We start from the raw sequence: 17,113 nt of genomic DNA, 5'->3' as shown, positions 1-17,113 counted from the left end.
ACGGCACCTGCGCTGGCCTGTTCAGATGAAATCCGGCAGGTTCAGTGGGAATTCGCCAGCCCTGTCACATAGTCCCCAATGGCCAAGGATGCCGTCAGCCCGGGAGACTCAATGCCGAACAACTGTACGATGCCGCGCACACCATGCTGACCTGGGCCGGTAATGACAAAATCCTTTTCAGGTTCCCCTGCGGCCTGGATTTTAGGGCGGATGCCTGCATACGCAGGCTGTAAGGCACCATCGGGCAAAGCGGGCCAGTAAGAACGGATAGCCGCATAAAAACGGTCGGCCCGTTTCGGGTCTACTGTGTAATCAATCTCATCAATCCATTCGATGTCAGGACCAAACTTGGCCTGATGTCCCAGATCAATGGTCAGATGCACGCCCAGCCCCCCGACCTCAGGGGTAGGATAAATCAAACGGCTGAAAGGCGATTTGCCCGAAATTGAATAGTAGCAGCCCCGCGCATAATACAGTGCCGGAATCTGTTCCTTGGGAAAGCCCGCCGTATGCTCGGCCAGCGTCTGCGCACCCAGCGCCGCACAGTTCACCAGCAGCCCTGTTTTCAGCGGATCCGCCCCTTTGGCATGAACGATCACACCGTCGGAAACCACTTCCGCCCGCTCCACCTGCGTGTTGAACACCACCATGCCTCCGGCATTCTCCAGATCACCTTGCAGGCTCAGCATCAGGCCATGCGTATCGACAATGCCCGTTGTCGGGCTCCACAGCGCACCGGTACAGAACAGATTGGGTTCCATTTCACACGCACGGGCTTGATCCAGAAGCTCCAGTTGCACACCGTTCTGACTGGCTGTAGCCTGTATGGTTTTCAACTTCTGCAACTGCTCTTGCGTGGTTGCCACAATCAGCTTGCCGCAGTTTTCATGAGGCACATCGCGCTCCTGGCAATAAGCGTACAAACGCTCACGCCCCTGCACACATAAAGTAGCTTTCAAAGACCCGGGGCGATAATAAATACCCGCATGGATCACCTCGCTGTTACGCGAGCTCACACCCATGCCAATGGCAGGCTCAGCCTCCAGCACCATCACCTCACGTCCGGAAAGCGCCAACGCACGCGCACAGGCCAGTCCGACAACACCTGCGCCGACCACAACTGTATCAATGTAATCCATGATTTTATGATTAGAAAAGGGGAAGAATTGGAACCAATGATCTTAGCAGAAGAAAACGGCTTTTTCACAAAAATGGAATTACCTGCAAGCACCATTTTCGCCCACGTCTCATCATTTTGGAAAGACATCAATGTTCCATAACAACCACCCCCAGATACGGTTTGCCATTTCCTTCTTGAACAGTTCAGGTTGCACAGCTTGCAGTGTGCTTTATCATATGCCGCATGATGATGCATAAAACGGCATACAAATCCCGTTTATAATCTGAACGAGAAACCAATGAAAACAAAAATCCATTGCCCCATAACAATATGACACCACAGCAAGAACAACTGGTGAACCTCGGTGCTGTATTCACAGCCGCTTTACAGGCCGATCAGGTCGCACGCACAGGCCAGGCCGATGAGGCCGTTCTGGGCTGCCTGATCCAGAGTCTGCTGGTCATTGATCCCCCTAACTCACTGGCCATATACAGCGGGCAGGATCATGAACTGATGCCTGGCTACCGGCTGCTGGCCGCTTTGCTGCAAGGCGACCGCGATCTGCAGCCCGAACCGGTGCGCTATGCCATCACGCTGCTGGCACTGGAACGCAAGCTCATTGCCCGAAAAGACCTGATGCAGACCATCAGTGAACGCCTGCAACTGATCCGTACCAAAGTTGAACACTTTGGCATTCTGAACGAAAACGTGATTGCAGCCTGCGGACAGCTTTATGAAGACACCGTCAGCCAGTGTGGTAAGCGCATCATGATCCATGGCGATCCGCACATTTTGCAGCGACAGGGAACACCTGAAAAATTACGTGCGCTGCTGCTGGCAGGCATACGGGCTGCCATGCAATGGCAACAGGTAGGCGGCAAACGCTGGCACTTTCTCTTTCAGCGTAAAAGAATGCTCGAAACGGTACTGCAACGGCTCAAACGCCCTTTTTAACAGGTTATCGGCATTCGTTATCATGCATGCGGTAGGTAACCAGAGCATGTCCACACAGAGCCGAAAAATGCACTTTATCCTGAATATCTCGGTAAAAAGAAGCCCGGCATGATGAAAAGTAAAGATCTTGTCATCCAATCAGAAATTGAGAACTTATTACAAAGCCGCTCTTCCGGGCAGAATTTAAAATCTTATTTTGAAAACCTGCCTGATCACAAGGTCAGGAGAGCAATTGTCATCTTATCACGCATATACCCTGACAAAAACACAGTTTCAGATGATGATCTCGAATTTATCATCTGCATGCTTTCAAAGGAAAGGTATCTGGAACAGGATAGTTTTTTTAACTTTATCCATTCGCTGAATCTCATTGAGTTCACCGAAACACAAAAAGATACACTGATTCCTGTTATCCAAAAACACTTTGAAACATTATGTGAAAACTGCACGTTTGAGCTGGATAATCTTTTGGTCAACATATTCAAACTGCCTGATTTGTTTGAATATATGAAAACACTGGCAGAAGAAGGCAGCACCGCCGTGCTTCAGCACATTGCAGATATTTTGCGGTATGAACATTTCTCTGACGACAAGGTATCAGCTGAAGCCTTAGAAATACTGGAACAAAAAATATCGCGCAAACTGTAACCTGCAACCGCTGAAGGCATCTGGTCAGAATATGTCAAAATACCCCCGCGGCACAGACAATGCACCGACCTCATTGAGACAACATACGCCCTCGTATTCACATAACGAGCAATACTGGGCACTGGCTTGATTGCTGCGGCCTATTCGTTGAACAACACCATGATCTGCCTGCATAAAGCCTCAGGCAGGCCGTCTTCATAGCCCGATGGATCTTTCAGTTGAACCACCACTTCTCCGACCTTTTGGGATAACTCTGCAGGTATAGCCCGCTTGGCAGGAATATCTGCATAGTCATGCATATTGACCATGTCGTTATCATGCGGGTCGTACCAGATACGCGGTGGCTGATAAAAACCATTCAAAATACGCTCTTCCAGTGTTCTCACTGTCTGGTAATCATCTTTCTCACCCTGCGGCACTTCTTCCAGCGAAGCGTATTGCGCTAAAAACCCCGCCCCCATATTCCAGAACAACATCCGGGCTGTGGCTTCATCCAGCTGAGGGTTATCGATCAGCCATTGCAGACCCAGCGCGTTATAGTCAAAATCAGACTTGGCTGCGTACAGATGCCACTGTTCGGGCGTTGCCTGCTCCAGATAAGGGAAGATCAGCGCCCATGTTTTTTCTTCTGCATCTTTTTCTCTTACCACCTGTTATTGTCCCTTTCATACAGTAAAAGAACTTTGCTATTGTTATCTAAAAGCAGCAAAACAGCAAAATCGCATCGCACTAAAATTGACTCCTTTAACAGGCCATCAGAAACGAGTATGACTTTTCTTTACGCTCATCCTATTGAAGACCATGTCCGCCAGCGCATCCAGACCGAATTGAGCCGGATTGAAGAGCAGCATCAGGTGCATATCGTTTACGCCTGCGAATCCGGCAGCCGGGGCTGGGGTTTTGCCTCTCCCGACAGCGACTATGACGTGCGATTCATTTACGTGCACCGTCTGCCCTGGTATCTGAGTATCGAAACACAACGTGATGTGATTGAACTTCCCATAGATGATGAGCTTGATATCAGTGGATGGGAACTGCGTAAAACACTCCAGCTTTTCCGCAGGTCAAACCCCACTTTATTCGAGTGGCTGGGCTCGCCGATCATTTACCGGGAAGATGTCAGCATAACAACACACCTGCGCCAATTGGCCGCAGGGTTTTACCATGGGCTTAAAGGCCGCTGGCACTATCTGGGAATGGCCAAAAACAATTTCCGCGGCTACCTGAAAGGAGACCAGGTCCGGCTGAAAAAATACCTCTATGTATTGCGCCCGATTCTGGCGGTGTTATGGATTGATGCCGGCCGGGGCATTCCGCCCATGCGTTTTGCCGACCTGGCCGACGCCACCATGACAGACCCTGAGCTCAAAAAAGAGATCAACGCCCTGCTCAAAGTCAAAATGAGCAGCGGTGAAAGCCAGTACGGTGCTCCGTTCCCCAACATACAGGCATTCATTGAAGAGTTCTTTGCCCGGCAAGAAATACCTGAAGGTTACCGCCAAATTACCTCACCGGAAAACGATGCCGCCTTGAATCAACTGCTTTACCAGGCCGTCATGCAGTTCACGCCCGACTGATTTGCGGAAGCCGAGCACAAGCAGCAAAAGCAATACATGCTTATGCGCACAGCCGCATGCATGAATCCTTGTCAGGCTTGGCGAAGTGGTTGCCTAAAATGGTTTCAACATCAATATGATCGCTGAACGATGTCAGCGTATCTGCCCGGGCGCATACCTTTTTGAATTTTCTTTCCCATTTTTCACTCAGCGCCAGATCAACCTCCAGCCCGGTGTAACCATCCAAGTGCCCCTGAGCATAGCCTTCGGCGAGAAACTTGCATGCACTGTCATGGCCATTTTCAGCCGCATCGATAATCAGCAGCAAAGCCAGCGTGCGATCGGCAGCAATGCCCTCTCCCGCCCAGAGCATCGTTGCCAGATTCCATTTGGCTTCCGTATGTCCCTGTTTACAGGCCTGTGCATAGTAATAAACGGCGGCCCGATGGTATTCCTTTCCACCTGTCGCAAACAATGCACCCAATCTGTTCTGCGCCTCGGCATCGCCCGAGTCTGCCTGTTTCAATAAAGCAATCAAGTCTTGTTTATCCATGCCTTGTAGCCTCAAAAATTGAACCGTTGTCCACCAGACATCATGGACTTAAGATGCAACCCCTGTGTTCAGTTCACTTATTCTAGCAGAGGCTTGGAAAAGACCGTATTTTCCCCGCAAGGCCTCTTTGCCCTGTATGACCGGCAGAAGATAAAAGCATATCCTGAAATAGGTTCCGGCTCATCATAAAACATGCCCTATTCCCAGCGATCAATCAGGTGAGAACTCTATTTTGCACCACGCGGACTGAATGTGCGCGGGAAGTAAACCGGCGCCTCACGGTGCTGCAGCCGATAACCCATGGGGGCACGAGGGGCATCGCTTTGCACCGTGCCCACTTCCTGCAAAAACTCGGCTGCCAGCATGCGGGTTCTGAAGCCGCTTTTATCCACCGGCCGTCCCAGGACAACCTCATACATGTGCTGAAGCTGTGGCAGGGTAAACGGCTCAGGCAGCAGAAAAGCCGGCAACGATGTGTACTCCACCTTGCTGCGCAGCCGCTCCAGCGTGGCCTGAAACAGTTCATGGTGATCAAAGGCCAGCTTCATGGTTGTGCACTTCTCAGCAGCAAACCATTGCGCATCACTGACATTGGTGTGTGCTGCGGCCTGAACCTCCTGCCAGGGAACCAGCGCAAAATACACATGCGTGGCCGACCAGCCGCGCGGATCGCGCCCGGCCCCGCCCCAACTGCCCACCTGCTCCAGATACGGTGCCTGTACGCCTGTTTTTTCATGCAGCTTGCGTAAAGCACAGTCCAGCAACGTGGCATCCTGCGCCACATTCACAAACCCGCCCGGCAATGCCCAGCATCCGGGAAAGGGTTCCTGGTCAGCACTGCCGCGCTGCACCAGCAGCACCTGCAGTTGGTCTTCCTTCACGGTAAAAATCACCACGTCCACAGTGCTCAGCGGGCGCTGCGTTGGTAAATGGACACCTGTTTGCTTTTTCATGACCGTTTCAATTTCTGTTCCAGCGCAACCATTCTGATGGCCAGGCCTTATTGTTGTGCATTTTCCAATATTTTTTGAAAAACTTGACATTATTTTATTAAGTTGTATTATACAACCCATATAAGTTGCACAATGCAACTTTAGGAGAACAACATGTTTGGAATTCAATATATCAAATCACAACCTACCGTATACCTCATGCAGTTCAACCGCGGCAAAGTCGTCCGGCAAGGCGCAGGCCAGTCATTTTTCTATTACGCCCCCGCCTCGACACTGGTTGCCGTACCGGTCAGCAGCCAGGACAGCCCCTTCATGCTGAACATGTCCACCGCTGACTTTCAGGAAGTCACCGTGCAGGGCCAGGTCACCTACCGCATCACAAAGCCTGAGCACATTGCCAAAATGATGGATTTTTCTTTAACGTCAAATGGCAAGCGTTATGTATCGGAAGACCCTGCCCGGTTAGGTGACCGCATCGTTATGCAGACAGAGGTCATCATCCAGCGCACGGTACAGAGCATGACCTTAAAAGAGGCGTTATGTGCTGCCGCCCAGATTGCCCAGATCACAGCGCAAAGCCTGCAACAACAGTCCGAAATTGAAGCATTAGGGCTTGAGATTCTCGGCGTTTCCATTGTTGCCATTAAGCCCACGCCTGACATTGCCCGCGCACTGGAAGCCCAGGCCCGTGAAGCACACCTTCAAGCGGCGGACGAGGCCATTTATTCACGCCGGATGTCTGCTGTGGAAAACGAGCGTGCCATCCGGCAGAATGAGCTGGATACCGAAATTGCCGTCGAAGAAAAGAAAAGCGAAATCCAGGCTGCGCAGATGGCCATGAAAGCGGCCCGTATGCGTAAAGACAACGAACTGCGCAATGAACAGATGAGTTCTGACATTGATCTGGAAGAAAAACGCAAGGCGTTTGTACAGTCGCAGGTGGAAAACACCCGTGCCAACGCCGAAGCAGAAGCTTATAAGGTGGAAGCACTGATGCAGGCACTGGACAAAGCCGATCCGCGCGTGGTGCAGGCGCTTGCCGCCATCGGTATGCAGCCCGGCCAGCTCATTGCGCAAGCATTTGGCGGAATTGCCGAAAAAGCCGAACGCATCGGACAACTCAACGTCTCACCCGATTTGCTCAATACACTGATGCGCAGCCCATCTGCGCCCTCTGGCAAAAAGCAATGACAACGCTTAATTGAAAGGAACGGCAGGATGAAAAGCCATAACCACATCGCATTGAGCACTGACTTCTGGGAAAAATTTCATGGCCCCTTGCAAAACATCCTGAAACAGGAACTGGAAGCAGGCAACCAGATCGCCAAGATCTACGAAGGAGACTATCCACGTGAAGGCAGCGTCATGGTTTTTCTGATCTGGCCTTTTAAAACGCCCATACCCCAAACCCTCAACGGCATTGAATACCGCGATATCAACGATCCACATTACTGGAAAGCCGAATATGCCGATGAGTCCAACAACCTGTACCTGTGCTGTTGACTTCTGCAAATAAAAAAGGAGCACCACGATGAGCAATGTAACCGAACGCAAAGTGGTCTTGATCACCCGCCAGACCCGGCTGGAAGAACTGATACAGCGCTATCACACGCTGGCGCAGGCCAGGTTTTACATCGAACATCTGGGTGCCGATTTTTCAGACTACCTGCGTGAGAATGAAGCCTATGCGCAAAGCCTGCGTCAGGTGGTGGAAGTGTTGCAGACCTGGGGCCGCTACCAGATCGTTGAGCGCCATCTGGTACCCAACTACTGTTTTGCTGAAGACGACATTGTCGTCACGCTGGGCCAGGATGGGCTGGTAGCCAACACGCTGAAGTACCTGCACGGGCAACCTGTCATCGGCATCAACCCTGAGCCCAAACGCTGGGATGGTATTTTGCTGCCATTTACCGCACCAGACTTTCAGCACATTCTCAACGACACCGCACGCAAGCGCAGAAAAACCAAGGCCATCACCATGGCGCAGGCCACCCTGTCCAACGGGCAGGTGCTACGTGCCGTGAACGATCTGTTCATCGGCCCGCAGAACCACACCTCGGCGTTGTACGACATCACGCTTGGAGAACAGCACGAATTTCAGTCTTCATCGGGCATCATTGTTTCAACCGGCCTGGGCTCCACCGCCTGGATCAAAAGCATCGTCACCGGCTCGATGATGGTGGCACAAGCATCGCTGCCTTCATTCACCTGGAAATACAAACCGCTGGCATGGAATTCAGAACAACTGCTGTTTGCGGTGCGTGAACCTTTTCCCAGCCATGCCACACAAACCGAGCTGGTGTTTGGCAAAGTCAGCAAACAGGAGCCTTTGAAACTGCGCTCACGCATGGCAGACAACGGAGTGATTTTCTCTGATGGCATGTACCGCGATTATGTGGAGTTCAACGCCGGCATGGAAGCGCAGATTTCCATTGCAGCAGAACAGGGGCAACTGGTTATTTAAGAGCGCCCGGCACAATAAAAAACCGGCCGTATCAAACTGCCGGTTTTCTTTATGCCATGCAACATCAGGGCTTGAGGTAATCAGGCTGGTTTTCCGGTGCGGCTGCCTTAAACTCCGGCAGGCTGCTGCAATGCTCATACACTTTGCGGCACAGCGGATAAGCGCTCAGGTCACAATTCATGCGGGCAGCGTTGGCCCATTGCGGAATCAGGCAGCAATCAGCCAGAGTCGCCGTATTGCCAACACAGAATTTGTCTGCCCCTGCATTGGCAAGCAACTGCTCCACGGCTTGCAGACCTTCTGCAATCCAGTGCGCATACCAGTCCTGCTTCTGCTCGGCGCTGACCTGCAGCTCATTGCTCAGGTACTTGAGAATGCGCATGTTGTTCACCGGGTGGATATCGCAGGCAATGGCATAGGCAATCTCCAGAACCTGCACGCGCTGCTTAAGCTGCTGCGGAATCAGCCGGGGCTCGGGGTATTTCTGGTCCAGATAATCGATGATCACCAGCGACTGCCCGACCGGCCCTTCAGGCACACCGTCCAATGCCGGAACCAGTGCAATCGGATTCAGTTCCCGATACCCTGGCGCATTCTGCTCGCCAAGGCGGATATTCACTCCCTGCAGGTCGTATTTGATTTTTTTAAGCTCCAGCGCAATACGCACGCGGTAAGAGGCAGAGCTGTTAAAAAAGCTGTAAAGCTTCATCGTCTTCCTTTTCAGAACAGTTGATCATGACAAAAGCCCCGTGTTCCTGTAAACACGCAATGCGGTCATCAAGGTGCTGACTGCCCAAAAACAACCTTGATCCCGCATTTCTATTTTTTTATATTTTCTCTTTTATCTGAATGCATGCGTCAAATTAACGCGGCACCAGACAGTTCTCTTCTTTCCAGCCATACAGCCAGTCAATCGCTTTGTAGAAAAAGTCCTGTGACTTGTTTTTCCAAAGCAGGTTACGCACATCACGCTCAATGCCATCCGCATGGTACAAGCGCCCCATTTCGCGGGTGGAAAGCACAATACGTGCCGTACGCGGAATGCGTACCGACTCATACAGTTTGAACGCGGCCCGGATATCACCCTCGCACTTGCGAATCGCAGACCCCAGGGTGACCGCATCTTCCAGCGCCATACAGGCCCCCTGTGCCATGTATTGTGCTACCGGATGCGCCGCATCTCCCAGCAGAGTCACCGTATCACGGCCCCATGCCGCAACCGGGTTTTTATCGGCTGTCGCCCAGCGCCGCCATGAGGTGGGCTTTTGCAGCATCTGCGCGGGGCGCGGATGAATGCCCTGGAAGTAGGACAACACTTCCTCTTTGCTGCCATCGGTCACCCCCCATTCCTCTTCTTTACGGCTATGGAAAGTAACCACCAGGTTGTACTGGGAGCCGCCACGCAAAGGATAGTGCACCAGATGGCATTGGGGACCCGCCCACAGCACCGGCGCATTGATACGCAGGTCTTCAGGCATGTTGTCACGCTCAATCACCGCACGGTAAACCACATGGCCGGTTACACGCGGGCCATCCCCCACAGTGTATTTGCGCACCACAGACTTGCCGCCATCCGCACCAATCAGCATATCGGCTTCATAAACATTACCGTTGGTATCTGTCACCCGCACGCCTTTTTCGTCAGCATGCACCTGATCTACCTTGGTCGAAATTTTGTACTGAATCAACGGGTGTACTTCAGCAGCTTCCCACACGCTGGAATGGATATCGACCCGGTGAATCACCGCGTAAGGGCCGCCAAAACATTCACGGAATTCCTTGCCGGTATCCACACGCACCACCTGCTCACCATTGACGGCATCCATCATTGTGATATGGTCGGTAAAGACAGCACGTGAACGCGCCACCTCACCCACACCCAGGCTGTCCAGTGCCGAGAATGCGTTCGGGCCCAACTGAATACCGGCACCAATTTCACCGATTTCGTGCGCCTGCTCCAACAGCAACACTTCAATATCGCACTGCGCCAATGACAATGCTGCTGCCGCACCGCCAATGCCACCGCCCACCACAATTGCTTTTTTTCTGTTACTCATGTTGTCTACCTCTCTTTTAATTGAATACCACCACCATGGGGTTGCGCCGCTCATCTGCGAGAGCGGCTGCATACACACTTATCAGACGACTTTCACATGCAGAGGCGTCAGCCCCTGCACATCACCTTCCATCAGGTCGCCCTTGACCACCGGCCCGACACCTTCGGGCGTGCCGGTATAGATCAGGTCACCAGCTTCGAGCCGGAAGTATTTGGACAGATAGCTGATGGTTTCAGCCACCGACCAGATCAGGCAGTTGACATTGCTGCGCTGCTTGTCTGCACCATTGACCTTCAGCCATAGCGCTGCATTGTGAATATCTGTGACCTGGTCAGCCGGATGCAACGGTGCAATCGGTGCAGACAGGTCAAACGCCTTGCCAATCTCCCAGGGGCGGCCCATCTTGCGCATTTCCATCTGCAGATCACGCCGTGTCATGTCCAGGCCCGTTGCGTAACCAAACACATGGCTCAACGCATCAGCTTCAGTGATATCGCTGCCGCCTTTGCCGATTGCCACCACCAGTTCAATTTCATAGTGGTAGTTGTCCGTCTGTGCCGGATATGGCAAAGACAGCGTTTCACCCGCCTTGACAGGCACAACCGCGCCTGCCGGTTTACAGAAAAAGAACGGCGGCTCACGGTCAGGGTCAAATCCCATTTCGCGCGCATGCGCTGCATAGTTACGCCCTACACAATAAACCCGCCGCACCGGAAACTGTTTGTCGCTGCCAACAACGGGAACGCCCACCGGGGCTTCTGGGGAGAAAAGAAACTGAGTCACAACAAGACTTCCTTATCTGTTTTATTGAACAAAATCATGCGCGTGATTCACGCAACAGGCCAAGCGCTTCCTGTACCGGACGGTCTGAAAAGCTGAACAGCACCACATCTTCGCTAGTTTCAAAGCTGACCGGCTCCCATGAAGGCACCACAAACACGTCTTTTTTGGTGAAGTCAAACGTCTTGTCGCCAATATGCACTTTGCCGTTGCCTTCCACCACGTGATAAACCGTACCATCGGTGCTCCTGGCTTTTTTGCCATTGAAGCCCTTGGGCAGCAGTTGCAGGAAAGTGGCGATGGTCGGCATGGTATCCCTGCCGTTGGCCGGATTCACATAACGCAGCTTGAAGCCTTCGTACTCGTCCATCGGGCCATTCTTACGCAGTTGCTCCAGCGCTTCGCGGCTGCGGTCATAACGGTAGTTGAAAATCGGCGAAGAATTGCCGGACTGATAACGCACCGGCAGCATGTTGGCGGCATAACGCGCTTCAAAATCGCCTTCCGGACGTGTCACCGGCTGCTGTTCATCGGGATAGGTTTCGGCAAATGCCGCGCCGAAGTTGTTCACCATCGGCAGATCCAGTGCATCCAGCCACACCACAGGCTCATTGCCCACATGACCGTGGTCATGCCAACGCCATTGCGGTGTCAGAATCAGGTCGCCTTCATGCATCATGGTGCGCTCACCATCTACCGCCGTAAACCCGCCGGAGCCTTCCACAATGAAGCGCATGGCCGACTGCGTATGGCGATGGCTCGGTGCCACTTCACCCGGCAGAATCAACTGCAGGCCGGCATACAGCGTAGGCGTAATGACAAACGAGCCCCGCATTTCAGGATTTTCCAGCACCAGCACACGGCGAATGGCTTCACGCGCGCCAATCAGTTCACCGCTGCGCATCAGGTGCGGTCTGATCTGTGCGTATTTCCACAGATGCGCGGTGTATTTGATTTCGGGCTTGGTCGTAACCAGCGAGTGAATAGACTCCCACAGTGGAACCATATCGATCTTGCTGATCTCTCCATAAAATTCCTGCCGTTGCTGGATGACCGGATCGGTAATATTGTTCATCGTGCTATCTCCTATGGATGTTAAGGCAGTTTTTTAATAACATACTGCCACTTATACAGCTTCCTAGGAAGCTGCTGTTCTGATTTGAAAACCTGGTTGTGATAACGCCCTGCGCTTTTTCGTCTGTGCAAACATAAACAGAATACCAAGACAGATGGCGGTAATCAGTGCCGGAACGGCCAGCAACATGAAGATGGTTGAAAAATCAAACCCCCATGAAATCATAGTGCCACCAGCCAGGGCACCAAAAATGGCGCCACAACGGCCCGATGCATTTGACCAGCTGACGCCTGTGGCCCGGCACTCCGTAGGGTACAGAATAGCCGATAATGCATTGAACCCCACCTGAGAACCACTTACACCAACCCCCGCGCCAAATATCACCAGCACCAGCAACAGCGTTGAAGCGGTAGTGATGCCAATCAGCGCGATAAAAACGGCCCCGGCAACATAGCTGATCACAAGCACGCGATACGGATTGACTTTATCCATCAGGTAACCCAGATACACGGCCCCGACAGTACCGCCAATTTGGAATGAGGCCGTCACCCACGACGCATGCGAGAGATCGACACCGATACCCTGCAATAACGTCGGCAGCCAGCTTGAAAGCATGTAAATAATGAGAAAACTCATGAAAAAAGCACACCACAGCACCAGCGTCATGAACACCCGGCCATTCTGAAACAAGGCCGTCACAGCACCCTTGCCCGTTTTGCGCTCTTCAAGGTAAAAACGCACATTCTGGGCATAAACCTGCCCGGTGATTTTCTGCAGCACAGAGCCAATCAGATGCGGCGCATGCTGGCGCAAAATCCGGTAACGCGGTGACTCTGCCAGAAAATACAGCAATGCGCCAGACAGCAGCAGCGGCAATACACCGCCAATGACCAAAATGCCATGCCAATTGATATGTTGCAGCAACTGTGCAGTCAGAATACCGCCCAAGGCAGAACCTAAGGTAAAACCACAAAACATCAGCGTCACCAGCGCGGAGCGGCGGCGCATCGGCAAAAACTCTGAAGTCAGTGTGATGGCCGTGGGCATGGCGCCCCCAAGCCCCACACCAGTCAGAAACCGCAGCACGGTCAAAACGGTCATGTCAGGAGAAAACGCAGAGAAAAGGCTCATCAGACCAAAGAAAAACGTGCTGAAAACCAATACCTTCTTGCGCCCGATCCGGTCCGCCAGCGGACCAAAAACCAGCGCACCCAGCGTCAGCCCGAGCAGGCCTGCAATGAATAAGGGTGTCAACGCCGGCTTGCTCAGCCCCCAGTCACTGATAATGGCCGGTGCAATGAAACCAATCGCGGCAGTATCCAACCCGTCTGTTGCCACAATCAGGAAGCAACAGATCAGTATCTTCCACTGAAACGGCGATATGGGTGCGGCATCGATCGCTTTTTGTATATTGATTGCATCAGACTGGTTGCTTGTCATGATGTTGTCTCCATTTCATCTGAGCCCTGCCTTCTGGCTGAACTCATTTTTCTTTTTTAGGCCTCAATGACTCTAAGGCTGAATGTATTGTGCATCTCCCAGGGTTGAAAATAAAATGGTATTTCTAACATAGCCATAACTTTTTGGTTATATCAAACAGATTACGCATTGACAACACCTCTGCCCTGCCTGCATCCCGGCACATGCAGAGCCGGATGCCCCATGGAATAGCACATCAGTCCCACGGGTCAGGCTCATTGCATCCTCAGGCGCCTTCCATTTGAAATTTGATCGGTGTCACCACAACCTGCGCTTTTTTGCGCTGGGCAATCACAAACAGAAGCATCAGGCACACGGCGGTAATCAACGCCGGGATTCCCAGAAGCAGGAAAATCGTTTTGAAGTCGAGCCCCCATGAAATCATGGTACCGCCAGCCAGTGCACCAAAAATAGCACCACAGCGTCCCCAGGCGTTTGACCAACTGACGCCTGTTGCACGGCACTCGGTTGGATAAAGCGTTGCGAGCAATGCATTAAATCCGACCTGCGCACCGCTGACCCCCACGCCGGCACCAAAAATTGCCAGTACCAGCAGCACCATCGACGAACTGGAGACACCAATCGCTGCAATCAGCAGGCCGCCAACGGCATAGCTCGCAATCAGCACCTTGTAGGGGCTCTTTTTATCCATCATGAAGCCAAGGAACAGCGCACCCAGAGTGCCCCCGATCTGGAAAGAAGCCGTTACCCAGGAAGCATGCGAGAGGTCAATGCCGATTCCTTCCAGCAGCGTGGGCAGCCAGCTCGACAGCATATAAATCACCAGCAGGCTCATGAAAAAGGCGCACCACAGCACCAGTGTGACCAGCAGCAGTCCTTTTTGAAACAGCGCAGAAATAGCGCTTTTACCGGTTTTCGATTCTTCCAGAAAAAACCGGGTCTGGTCGGCATACGCCACACCGGTTACTTTGCGCATCAATGCAGCAATCTTATCGGCCGGGTGCTGCCGCAGAATGCGGTAACGGGGCGACTCTTCCAACACCACCAGTAACACCACCACCAGAGCCAAAGGCAGCACGCCACCCAGTACCAGAATGCCCTGCCAGTGAATATACGGCAGCAACTGGGCGGTCAGAATCCCCCCCAGTGCCGAACCCAGCGTAAAGCCGCAAAACATCAGCGTCACCAAAGCGGAGCGGCGGCGCACCGGTAAAAATTCAGACGTCAACGTGATTGCGGTCGGCATCGCTCCGCCCAGGCCCAGACCGGTCAGGAAACGCAGCAGGGTCAACACAGTCATGTCGGGAGAAAATGCCGACAGCAGGCTCATCAGGCCAAAGAAAAACGTGCTGAAAATCAGTATTTTTTTACGCCCCAGGCGGTCGGCCAGCGGGCCAAACAGCAGCGCCCCCACTGTCAGGCCAAACAGTCCGGCCATGAACAGTGGTGTGAGCGCCGGGCGGCTTAAGCCCCATTCCGCCATGATAGCCGGGGCAATAAAGCCGATAGCGGCGGTATCAAGGCCATCGGTGGCCACAATCAGAAAGCAGCAGATCAGCACTTTCCACTGCAAAGAAGTCACTTTGGCGTCGTCAATGGCTTGTTGCACATTCACGGCATGCGGTTGAGAAGATTGCATGGTGTTGTCTCCGTATGGGGGAGGCAGATACATGGCCTGCCGTTTTTTTGATGTGTAATGGCAAGTCTGCGCTTGCTGGGTTTTACGTATTGTGTAGGTTGTTGTATTGAAAATATAATGATATTTTCAGCACGGCCATAACATTCAGGTTATATCAATAATGGACTGGACACAAAAACTCAAATTCCATCACCTGCAAATACTTGTCACACTGGCTGACCAGTGCAACCTGACCCGGGTTGCCGAGCTGATGAACATTACCCAGCCTGCGCTTTCCAAATGGCTGACCGGGCTGGAAGAAGAGGTCGGCATTCCTTTATTCGAGCGGCACAGCAAAGGCATACGGCCAACGCCCGGGGGGCTGCTGGTCATCAAACACGCCCGGCGTATTCTGAATGATCTGGAGCGCTCGCGGGAAGACATCGAACTGTTTAAAGGCGGGGTACAGGGCAGCCTGATGGTGGGCAGCTCACCGGTCGCCACCGATATTGTGGCACAGGCCATGCTCAATCTGATGCAGGACCACCCGAAGATTCATCTGCGCATTTTTGAAAGTGTGATGACGCCGCTGCTGGAACACCTGCTGTTAGGGCAGATTGACGTGGTGGTCGGGCGCATTGGCGGCAACGCACTGGCACTGCCGCTGAATTACCGCGTGCTGTACAGTGAACCGATCTGTTTTGTTGCACGTTGCGGCCACCCGTTGGCGGCCGAAAAAGAGGTCAGTTGGCGCCAACTGGCACAATGGATATGGATTGTCTGGCCTACGGGCACACCAATACGCGTCAGCATTGACAATGCGCTGGTAGCCAACGGCATGATGATGCCGCCTGACCACATCGAATCGGGCTCCATGAGTGTGTCCCTGCGCATGCTGCAGGCCAGTGATATGGTCGGCATCCTTTCACAGCGCCTGGCACAAAGTTATGCCGCAGAAAAGCAACTCACCATTCTGAACCTGCCGCATATCGCCCAACAGGGCAGCGTGGGTGTATTCTGGCGCCAGAATGAACAACCCTCTGATGTTCTACAGGCATTTCTGGACCATCTGATTTCTCTCTCTCAGCAAAGCGACAAATGAGTTGGCGCATGCCACGCTTATGCTCCCCTTATAACTCAGAGCATAGTTGTTTGAATCGAAACAGGACAGGCAAAGCACTGCTGTTGCAACAAAGAATAACGCCAGAAAAAATCTTTTAAGCCAACAGAAGCATCATGAAAACAGCCTGCCATTTTGATTAAAAATGACAGGCTGCATTGAGCGCACTCAATTGATCTGGCTTTTACTTGCAGATGACATTCAGCATGGCAACGTCAGCAGGAATTTCTGCTTTCTTGAACTCGTTGTATCCGGCCTGCTCACCCAACAATTTACCTTGAGCCAGCGGAGCCTCATAAAACGCATAACGGTCACTGCGTCCGCTTTGCTGGGCACAGTCTACGGTGATATTGATTGCCAGCGACCCGGCAGCCTGACCTTCATATGTGATACTGCCGCCCTGCACAGCAATCATGGCACTGCGCCAGTTGGCCTGCCCTTCGACAGGCTGGACGCTGTTTTTATCAACATAAAAATCAAAGCCTCCTTCGTTATGATAGGCCTGCCAGTCAGGTCCTTGCGGTTGGCCGGTGGTACTGCATGCAGATAAGACCAGCGCAGCCAGCCCCATGGATAAAGCAAGTTTTTTCATATTTTGGTCTCCCGGAAAATATATCAGGTGGAACCCCCACCTGCCTGAGGTTTGGGAATCGAACAGCCCATTATACAAACTGGGCCGATGCCAGCAACAGCATGTACGCTATTCAGAGCCCGGCTCTCATGCAAAAGTTGCATATTGCTGTTTTGTGCATTGTAAATCAAGCATGCCATTGGC

General features: G+C 52.5%; 18 protein-coding genes. 7 read left to right on the top strand and 11 right to left on the bottom strand.

Annotated elements, in window-relative coordinates; genetic code table 11:
• Positions 1-41: 41 nt before the first annotated feature.
• A complete protein-coding gene (locus AACY98_RS04735) occupies positions 42-1,139 on the bottom strand; it encodes an NAD(P)/FAD-dependent oxidoreductase (RefSeq protein ID WP_339802225.1) in 1,098 nt (365 codons plus the stop codon).
• Positions 1,140-1,450: 311 nt separating this feature from the next.
• Between AACY98_RS04735 and hflD the strand changes: the two genes are divergently transcribed.
• Together hflD and AACY98_RS04725 are read left to right on the top strand one after the other, a co-directional pair.
• On the top strand, positions 1,451-2,074 hold the full coding sequence (hflD, locus tag AACY98_RS04730; protein WP_339802222.1) for a high frequency lysogenization protein HflD: 624 nt from the start codon (positions 1,451-1,453) through the stop codon (positions 2,072-2,074).
• A 108-nt stretch (positions 2,075-2,182) separates the two neighbouring features.
• Complete coding sequence (locus AACY98_RS04725) at positions 2,183-2,722, top strand: hypothetical protein (protein ID WP_126978175.1); 540 nt, start codon at positions 2,183-2,185, stop codon at positions 2,720-2,722.
• A 140-nt stretch (positions 2,723-2,862) separates the two neighbouring features.
• On the opposite strand, the gene AACY98_RS04720 is transcribed toward AACY98_RS04725, so the two are convergent.
• The gene (locus AACY98_RS04720; RefSeq protein ID WP_126978177.1) at positions 2,863-3,372 is read right to left on the bottom strand and encodes a DUF4274 domain-containing protein; all 510 of its coding nucleotides are present in this window, start codon (positions 3,370-3,372) and stop codon (positions 2,863-2,865) included.
• 117 nt (positions 3,373-3,489) lie between these two features.
• On the opposite strand from AACY98_RS04720, the gene AACY98_RS04715 reads away from it, so the two are divergent.
• The gene (locus AACY98_RS04715) at positions 3,490-4,299 is read left to right on the top strand and encodes a nucleotidyltransferase domain-containing protein (RefSeq protein WP_339802216.1); all 810 of its coding nucleotides are present in this window, start codon (positions 3,490-3,492) and stop codon (positions 4,297-4,299) included.
• 40 nt (positions 4,300-4,339) lie between these two features.
• Here AACY98_RS04715 and AACY98_RS04710 read toward each other — a convergent pair whose 3' ends face one another.
• Positions 4,340-4,831 (bottom strand): tetratricopeptide repeat protein, encoded by a 492-nt coding sequence (locus AACY98_RS04710; RefSeq protein WP_126978181.1) that lies wholly within the window; start codon positions 4,829-4,831, stop codon positions 4,340-4,342.
• A 227-nt stretch (positions 4,832-5,058) separates the two neighbouring features.
• Entirely contained in the window at positions 5,059-5,784 is a 726-nt protein-coding gene (locus AACY98_RS04705) for an NUDIX hydrolase (protein WP_339802212.1), read from the bottom strand.
• Positions 5,785-5,937: 153 nt separating this feature from the next.
• Between AACY98_RS04705 and AACY98_RS04700 the strand changes: the two genes are divergently transcribed.
• Genes AACY98_RS04700 through AACY98_RS04690 form a run of 3 tightly spaced genes read left to right on the top strand, consistent with a single transcriptional unit; the run spans position 5,938 to position 8,248 of the window.
• Entirely contained in the window at positions 5,938-6,975 is a 1,038-nt protein-coding gene (locus tag AACY98_RS04700; protein WP_339802209.1) for an SPFH domain-containing protein, read from the top strand.
• A 27-nt stretch (positions 6,976-7,002) separates the two neighbouring features.
• A complete protein-coding gene (locus AACY98_RS04695) occupies positions 7,003-7,287 on the top strand; it encodes a hypothetical protein (protein WP_339802206.1) in 285 nt (94 codons plus the stop codon).
• 28 nt (positions 7,288-7,315) lie between these two features.
• On the top strand, positions 7,316-8,248 hold the full coding sequence (locus AACY98_RS04690; RefSeq protein WP_339802203.1) for a sugar kinase: 933 nt from the start codon (positions 7,316-7,318) through the stop codon (positions 8,246-8,248).
• A gap of 64 nt (positions 8,249-8,312) precedes the next feature.
• Here the strand turns inward: AACY98_RS04690 and maiA are convergent, their stop codons facing one another.
• The 6 genes from maiA to AACY98_RS04660 all read right to left on the bottom strand — a co-directional run bounded on the left by maiA (position 8,313) and on the right by AACY98_RS04660 (position 15,239).
• On the bottom strand, positions 8,313-8,957 hold the full coding sequence (gene maiA, locus AACY98_RS04685; RefSeq protein ID WP_339802201.1) for a maleylacetoacetate isomerase: 645 nt from the start codon (positions 8,955-8,957) through the stop codon (positions 8,313-8,315).
• A gap of 154 nt (positions 8,958-9,111) precedes the next feature.
• Complete coding sequence (locus AACY98_RS04680; protein WP_126978193.1) at positions 9,112-10,305, bottom strand: 3-hydroxybenzoate 6-monooxygenase; 1,194 nt, start codon at positions 10,303-10,305, stop codon at positions 9,112-9,114.
• An 81-nt stretch (positions 10,306-10,386) separates the two neighbouring features.
• Entirely contained in the window at positions 10,387-11,088 is a 702-nt protein-coding gene (locus AACY98_RS04675; RefSeq protein WP_339802196.1) for a fumarylacetoacetate hydrolase family protein, read from the bottom strand.
• A 34-nt stretch (positions 11,089-11,122) separates the two neighbouring features.
• The gene (gtdA, locus tag AACY98_RS04670; RefSeq protein ID WP_339802193.1) at positions 11,123-12,160 is read right to left on the bottom strand and encodes a gentisate 1,2-dioxygenase; all 1,038 of its coding nucleotides are present in this window, start codon (positions 12,158-12,160) and stop codon (positions 11,123-11,125) included.
• 63 nt (positions 12,161-12,223) lie between these two features.
• Entirely contained in the window at positions 12,224-13,600 is a 1,377-nt protein-coding gene (locus AACY98_RS04665; RefSeq protein WP_339802190.1) for an MFS transporter, read from the bottom strand.
• A gap of 265 nt (positions 13,601-13,865) precedes the next feature.
• The gene (locus AACY98_RS04660) at positions 13,866-15,239 is read right to left on the bottom strand and encodes an MFS transporter (protein WP_339802187.1); all 1,374 of its coding nucleotides are present in this window, start codon (positions 15,237-15,239) and stop codon (positions 13,866-13,868) included.
• Between the two features lie 160 nt (positions 15,240-15,399).
• On the opposite strand from AACY98_RS04660, the gene AACY98_RS04655 reads away from it, so the two are divergent.
• Complete coding sequence (locus AACY98_RS04655) at positions 15,400-16,320, top strand: LysR substrate-binding domain-containing protein (RefSeq protein WP_204250807.1); 921 nt, start codon at positions 15,400-15,402, stop codon at positions 16,318-16,320.
• 202 nt (positions 16,321-16,522) lie between these two features.
• Here AACY98_RS04655 and AACY98_RS04650 read toward each other — a convergent pair whose 3' ends face one another.
• Positions 16,523-16,930 carry a surface-adhesin E family protein gene (locus AACY98_RS04650; protein ID WP_339802181.1) on the bottom strand — a complete coding sequence of 136 codons (408 nt, stop codon included), beginning with the start codon at positions 16,928-16,930 and terminating at the stop codon, positions 16,523-16,525.
• Positions 16,931-17,113: the final 183 nt, after the last annotated feature.

The sequence above is a fragment of the Saezia sanguinis genome, assembly GCF_963921665.1.
In the GTDB taxonomy this organism is placed as follows: domain Bacteria; phylum Pseudomonadota; class Gammaproteobacteria; order Burkholderiales; family Burkholderiaceae_C; genus Saezia; species Saezia sanguinis.
Note: the sequence above shows the minus strand (reverse complement) of the source record. Positions and strands in the feature narration are given on the sequence as shown.

What these genes read in the sequence shown, in the direction of transcription:
- AACY98_RS04735 (WP_339802225.1), bottom strand. Translation starts at nt 1,139, where the DNA reads ATGGATTACATTGATACAGTTGTGGTCGGCGCAGGTGTTGTCGGACTG.
- hflD (WP_339802222.1), top strand. Translation starts at nt 1,451, where the DNA reads ATGACACCACAGCAAGAACAACTGGTGAACCTCGGTGCTGTATTCACA.
- AACY98_RS04725 (WP_126978175.1), top strand. Translation starts at nt 2,183, where the DNA reads ATGATGAAAAGTAAAGATCTTGTCATCCAATCAGAAATTGAGAACTTA.
- AACY98_RS04715 (WP_339802216.1), top strand. Translation starts at nt 3,490, where the DNA reads ATGACTTTTCTTTACGCTCATCCTATTGAAGACCATGTCCGCCAGCGC.
- AACY98_RS04710 (WP_126978181.1), bottom strand. Translation starts at nt 4,831, where the DNA reads ATGGATAAACAAGACTTGATTGCTTTATTGAAACAGGCAGACTCGGGC.
- AACY98_RS04705 (WP_339802212.1), bottom strand. Translation starts at nt 5,784, where the DNA reads ATGAAAAAGCAAACAGGTGTCCATTTACCAACGCAGCGCCCGCTGAGC.
- AACY98_RS04700 (WP_339802209.1), top strand. Translation starts at nt 5,938, where the DNA reads ATGTTTGGAATTCAATATATCAAATCACAACCTACCGTATACCTCATG.
- AACY98_RS04695 (WP_339802206.1), top strand. Translation starts at nt 7,003, where the DNA reads ATGAAAAGCCATAACCACATCGCATTGAGCACTGACTTCTGGGAAAAA.
- AACY98_RS04690 (WP_339802203.1), top strand. Translation starts at nt 7,316, where the DNA reads ATGAGCAATGTAACCGAACGCAAAGTGGTCTTGATCACCCGCCAGACC.
- maiA (WP_339802201.1), bottom strand. Translation starts at nt 8,957, where the DNA reads ATGAAGCTTTACAGCTTTTTTAACAGCTCTGCCTCTTACCGCGTGCGT.
- AACY98_RS04680 (WP_126978193.1), bottom strand. Translation starts at nt 10,305, where the DNA reads ATGAGTAACAGAAAAAAAGCAATTGTGGTGGGCGGTGGCATTGGCGGT.
- gtdA (WP_339802193.1), bottom strand. Translation starts at nt 12,160, where the DNA reads ATGAACAATATTACCGATCCGGTCATCCAGCAACGGCAGGAATTTTAT.
- AACY98_RS04665 (WP_339802190.1), bottom strand. Translation starts at nt 13,600, where the DNA reads ATGACAAGCAACCAGTCTGATGCAATCAATATACAAAAAGCGATCGAT.
- AACY98_RS04660 (WP_339802187.1), bottom strand. Translation starts at nt 15,239, where the DNA reads ATGCAATCTTCTCAACCGCATGCCGTGAATGTGCAACAAGCCATTGAC.
- AACY98_RS04655 (WP_204250807.1), top strand. Translation starts at nt 15,400, where the DNA reads ATGGACTGGACACAAAAACTCAAATTCCATCACCTGCAAATACTTGTC.
- AACY98_RS04650 (WP_339802181.1), bottom strand. Translation starts at nt 16,930, where the DNA reads ATGAAAAAACTTGCTTTATCCATGGGGCTGGCTGCGCTGGTCTTATCT.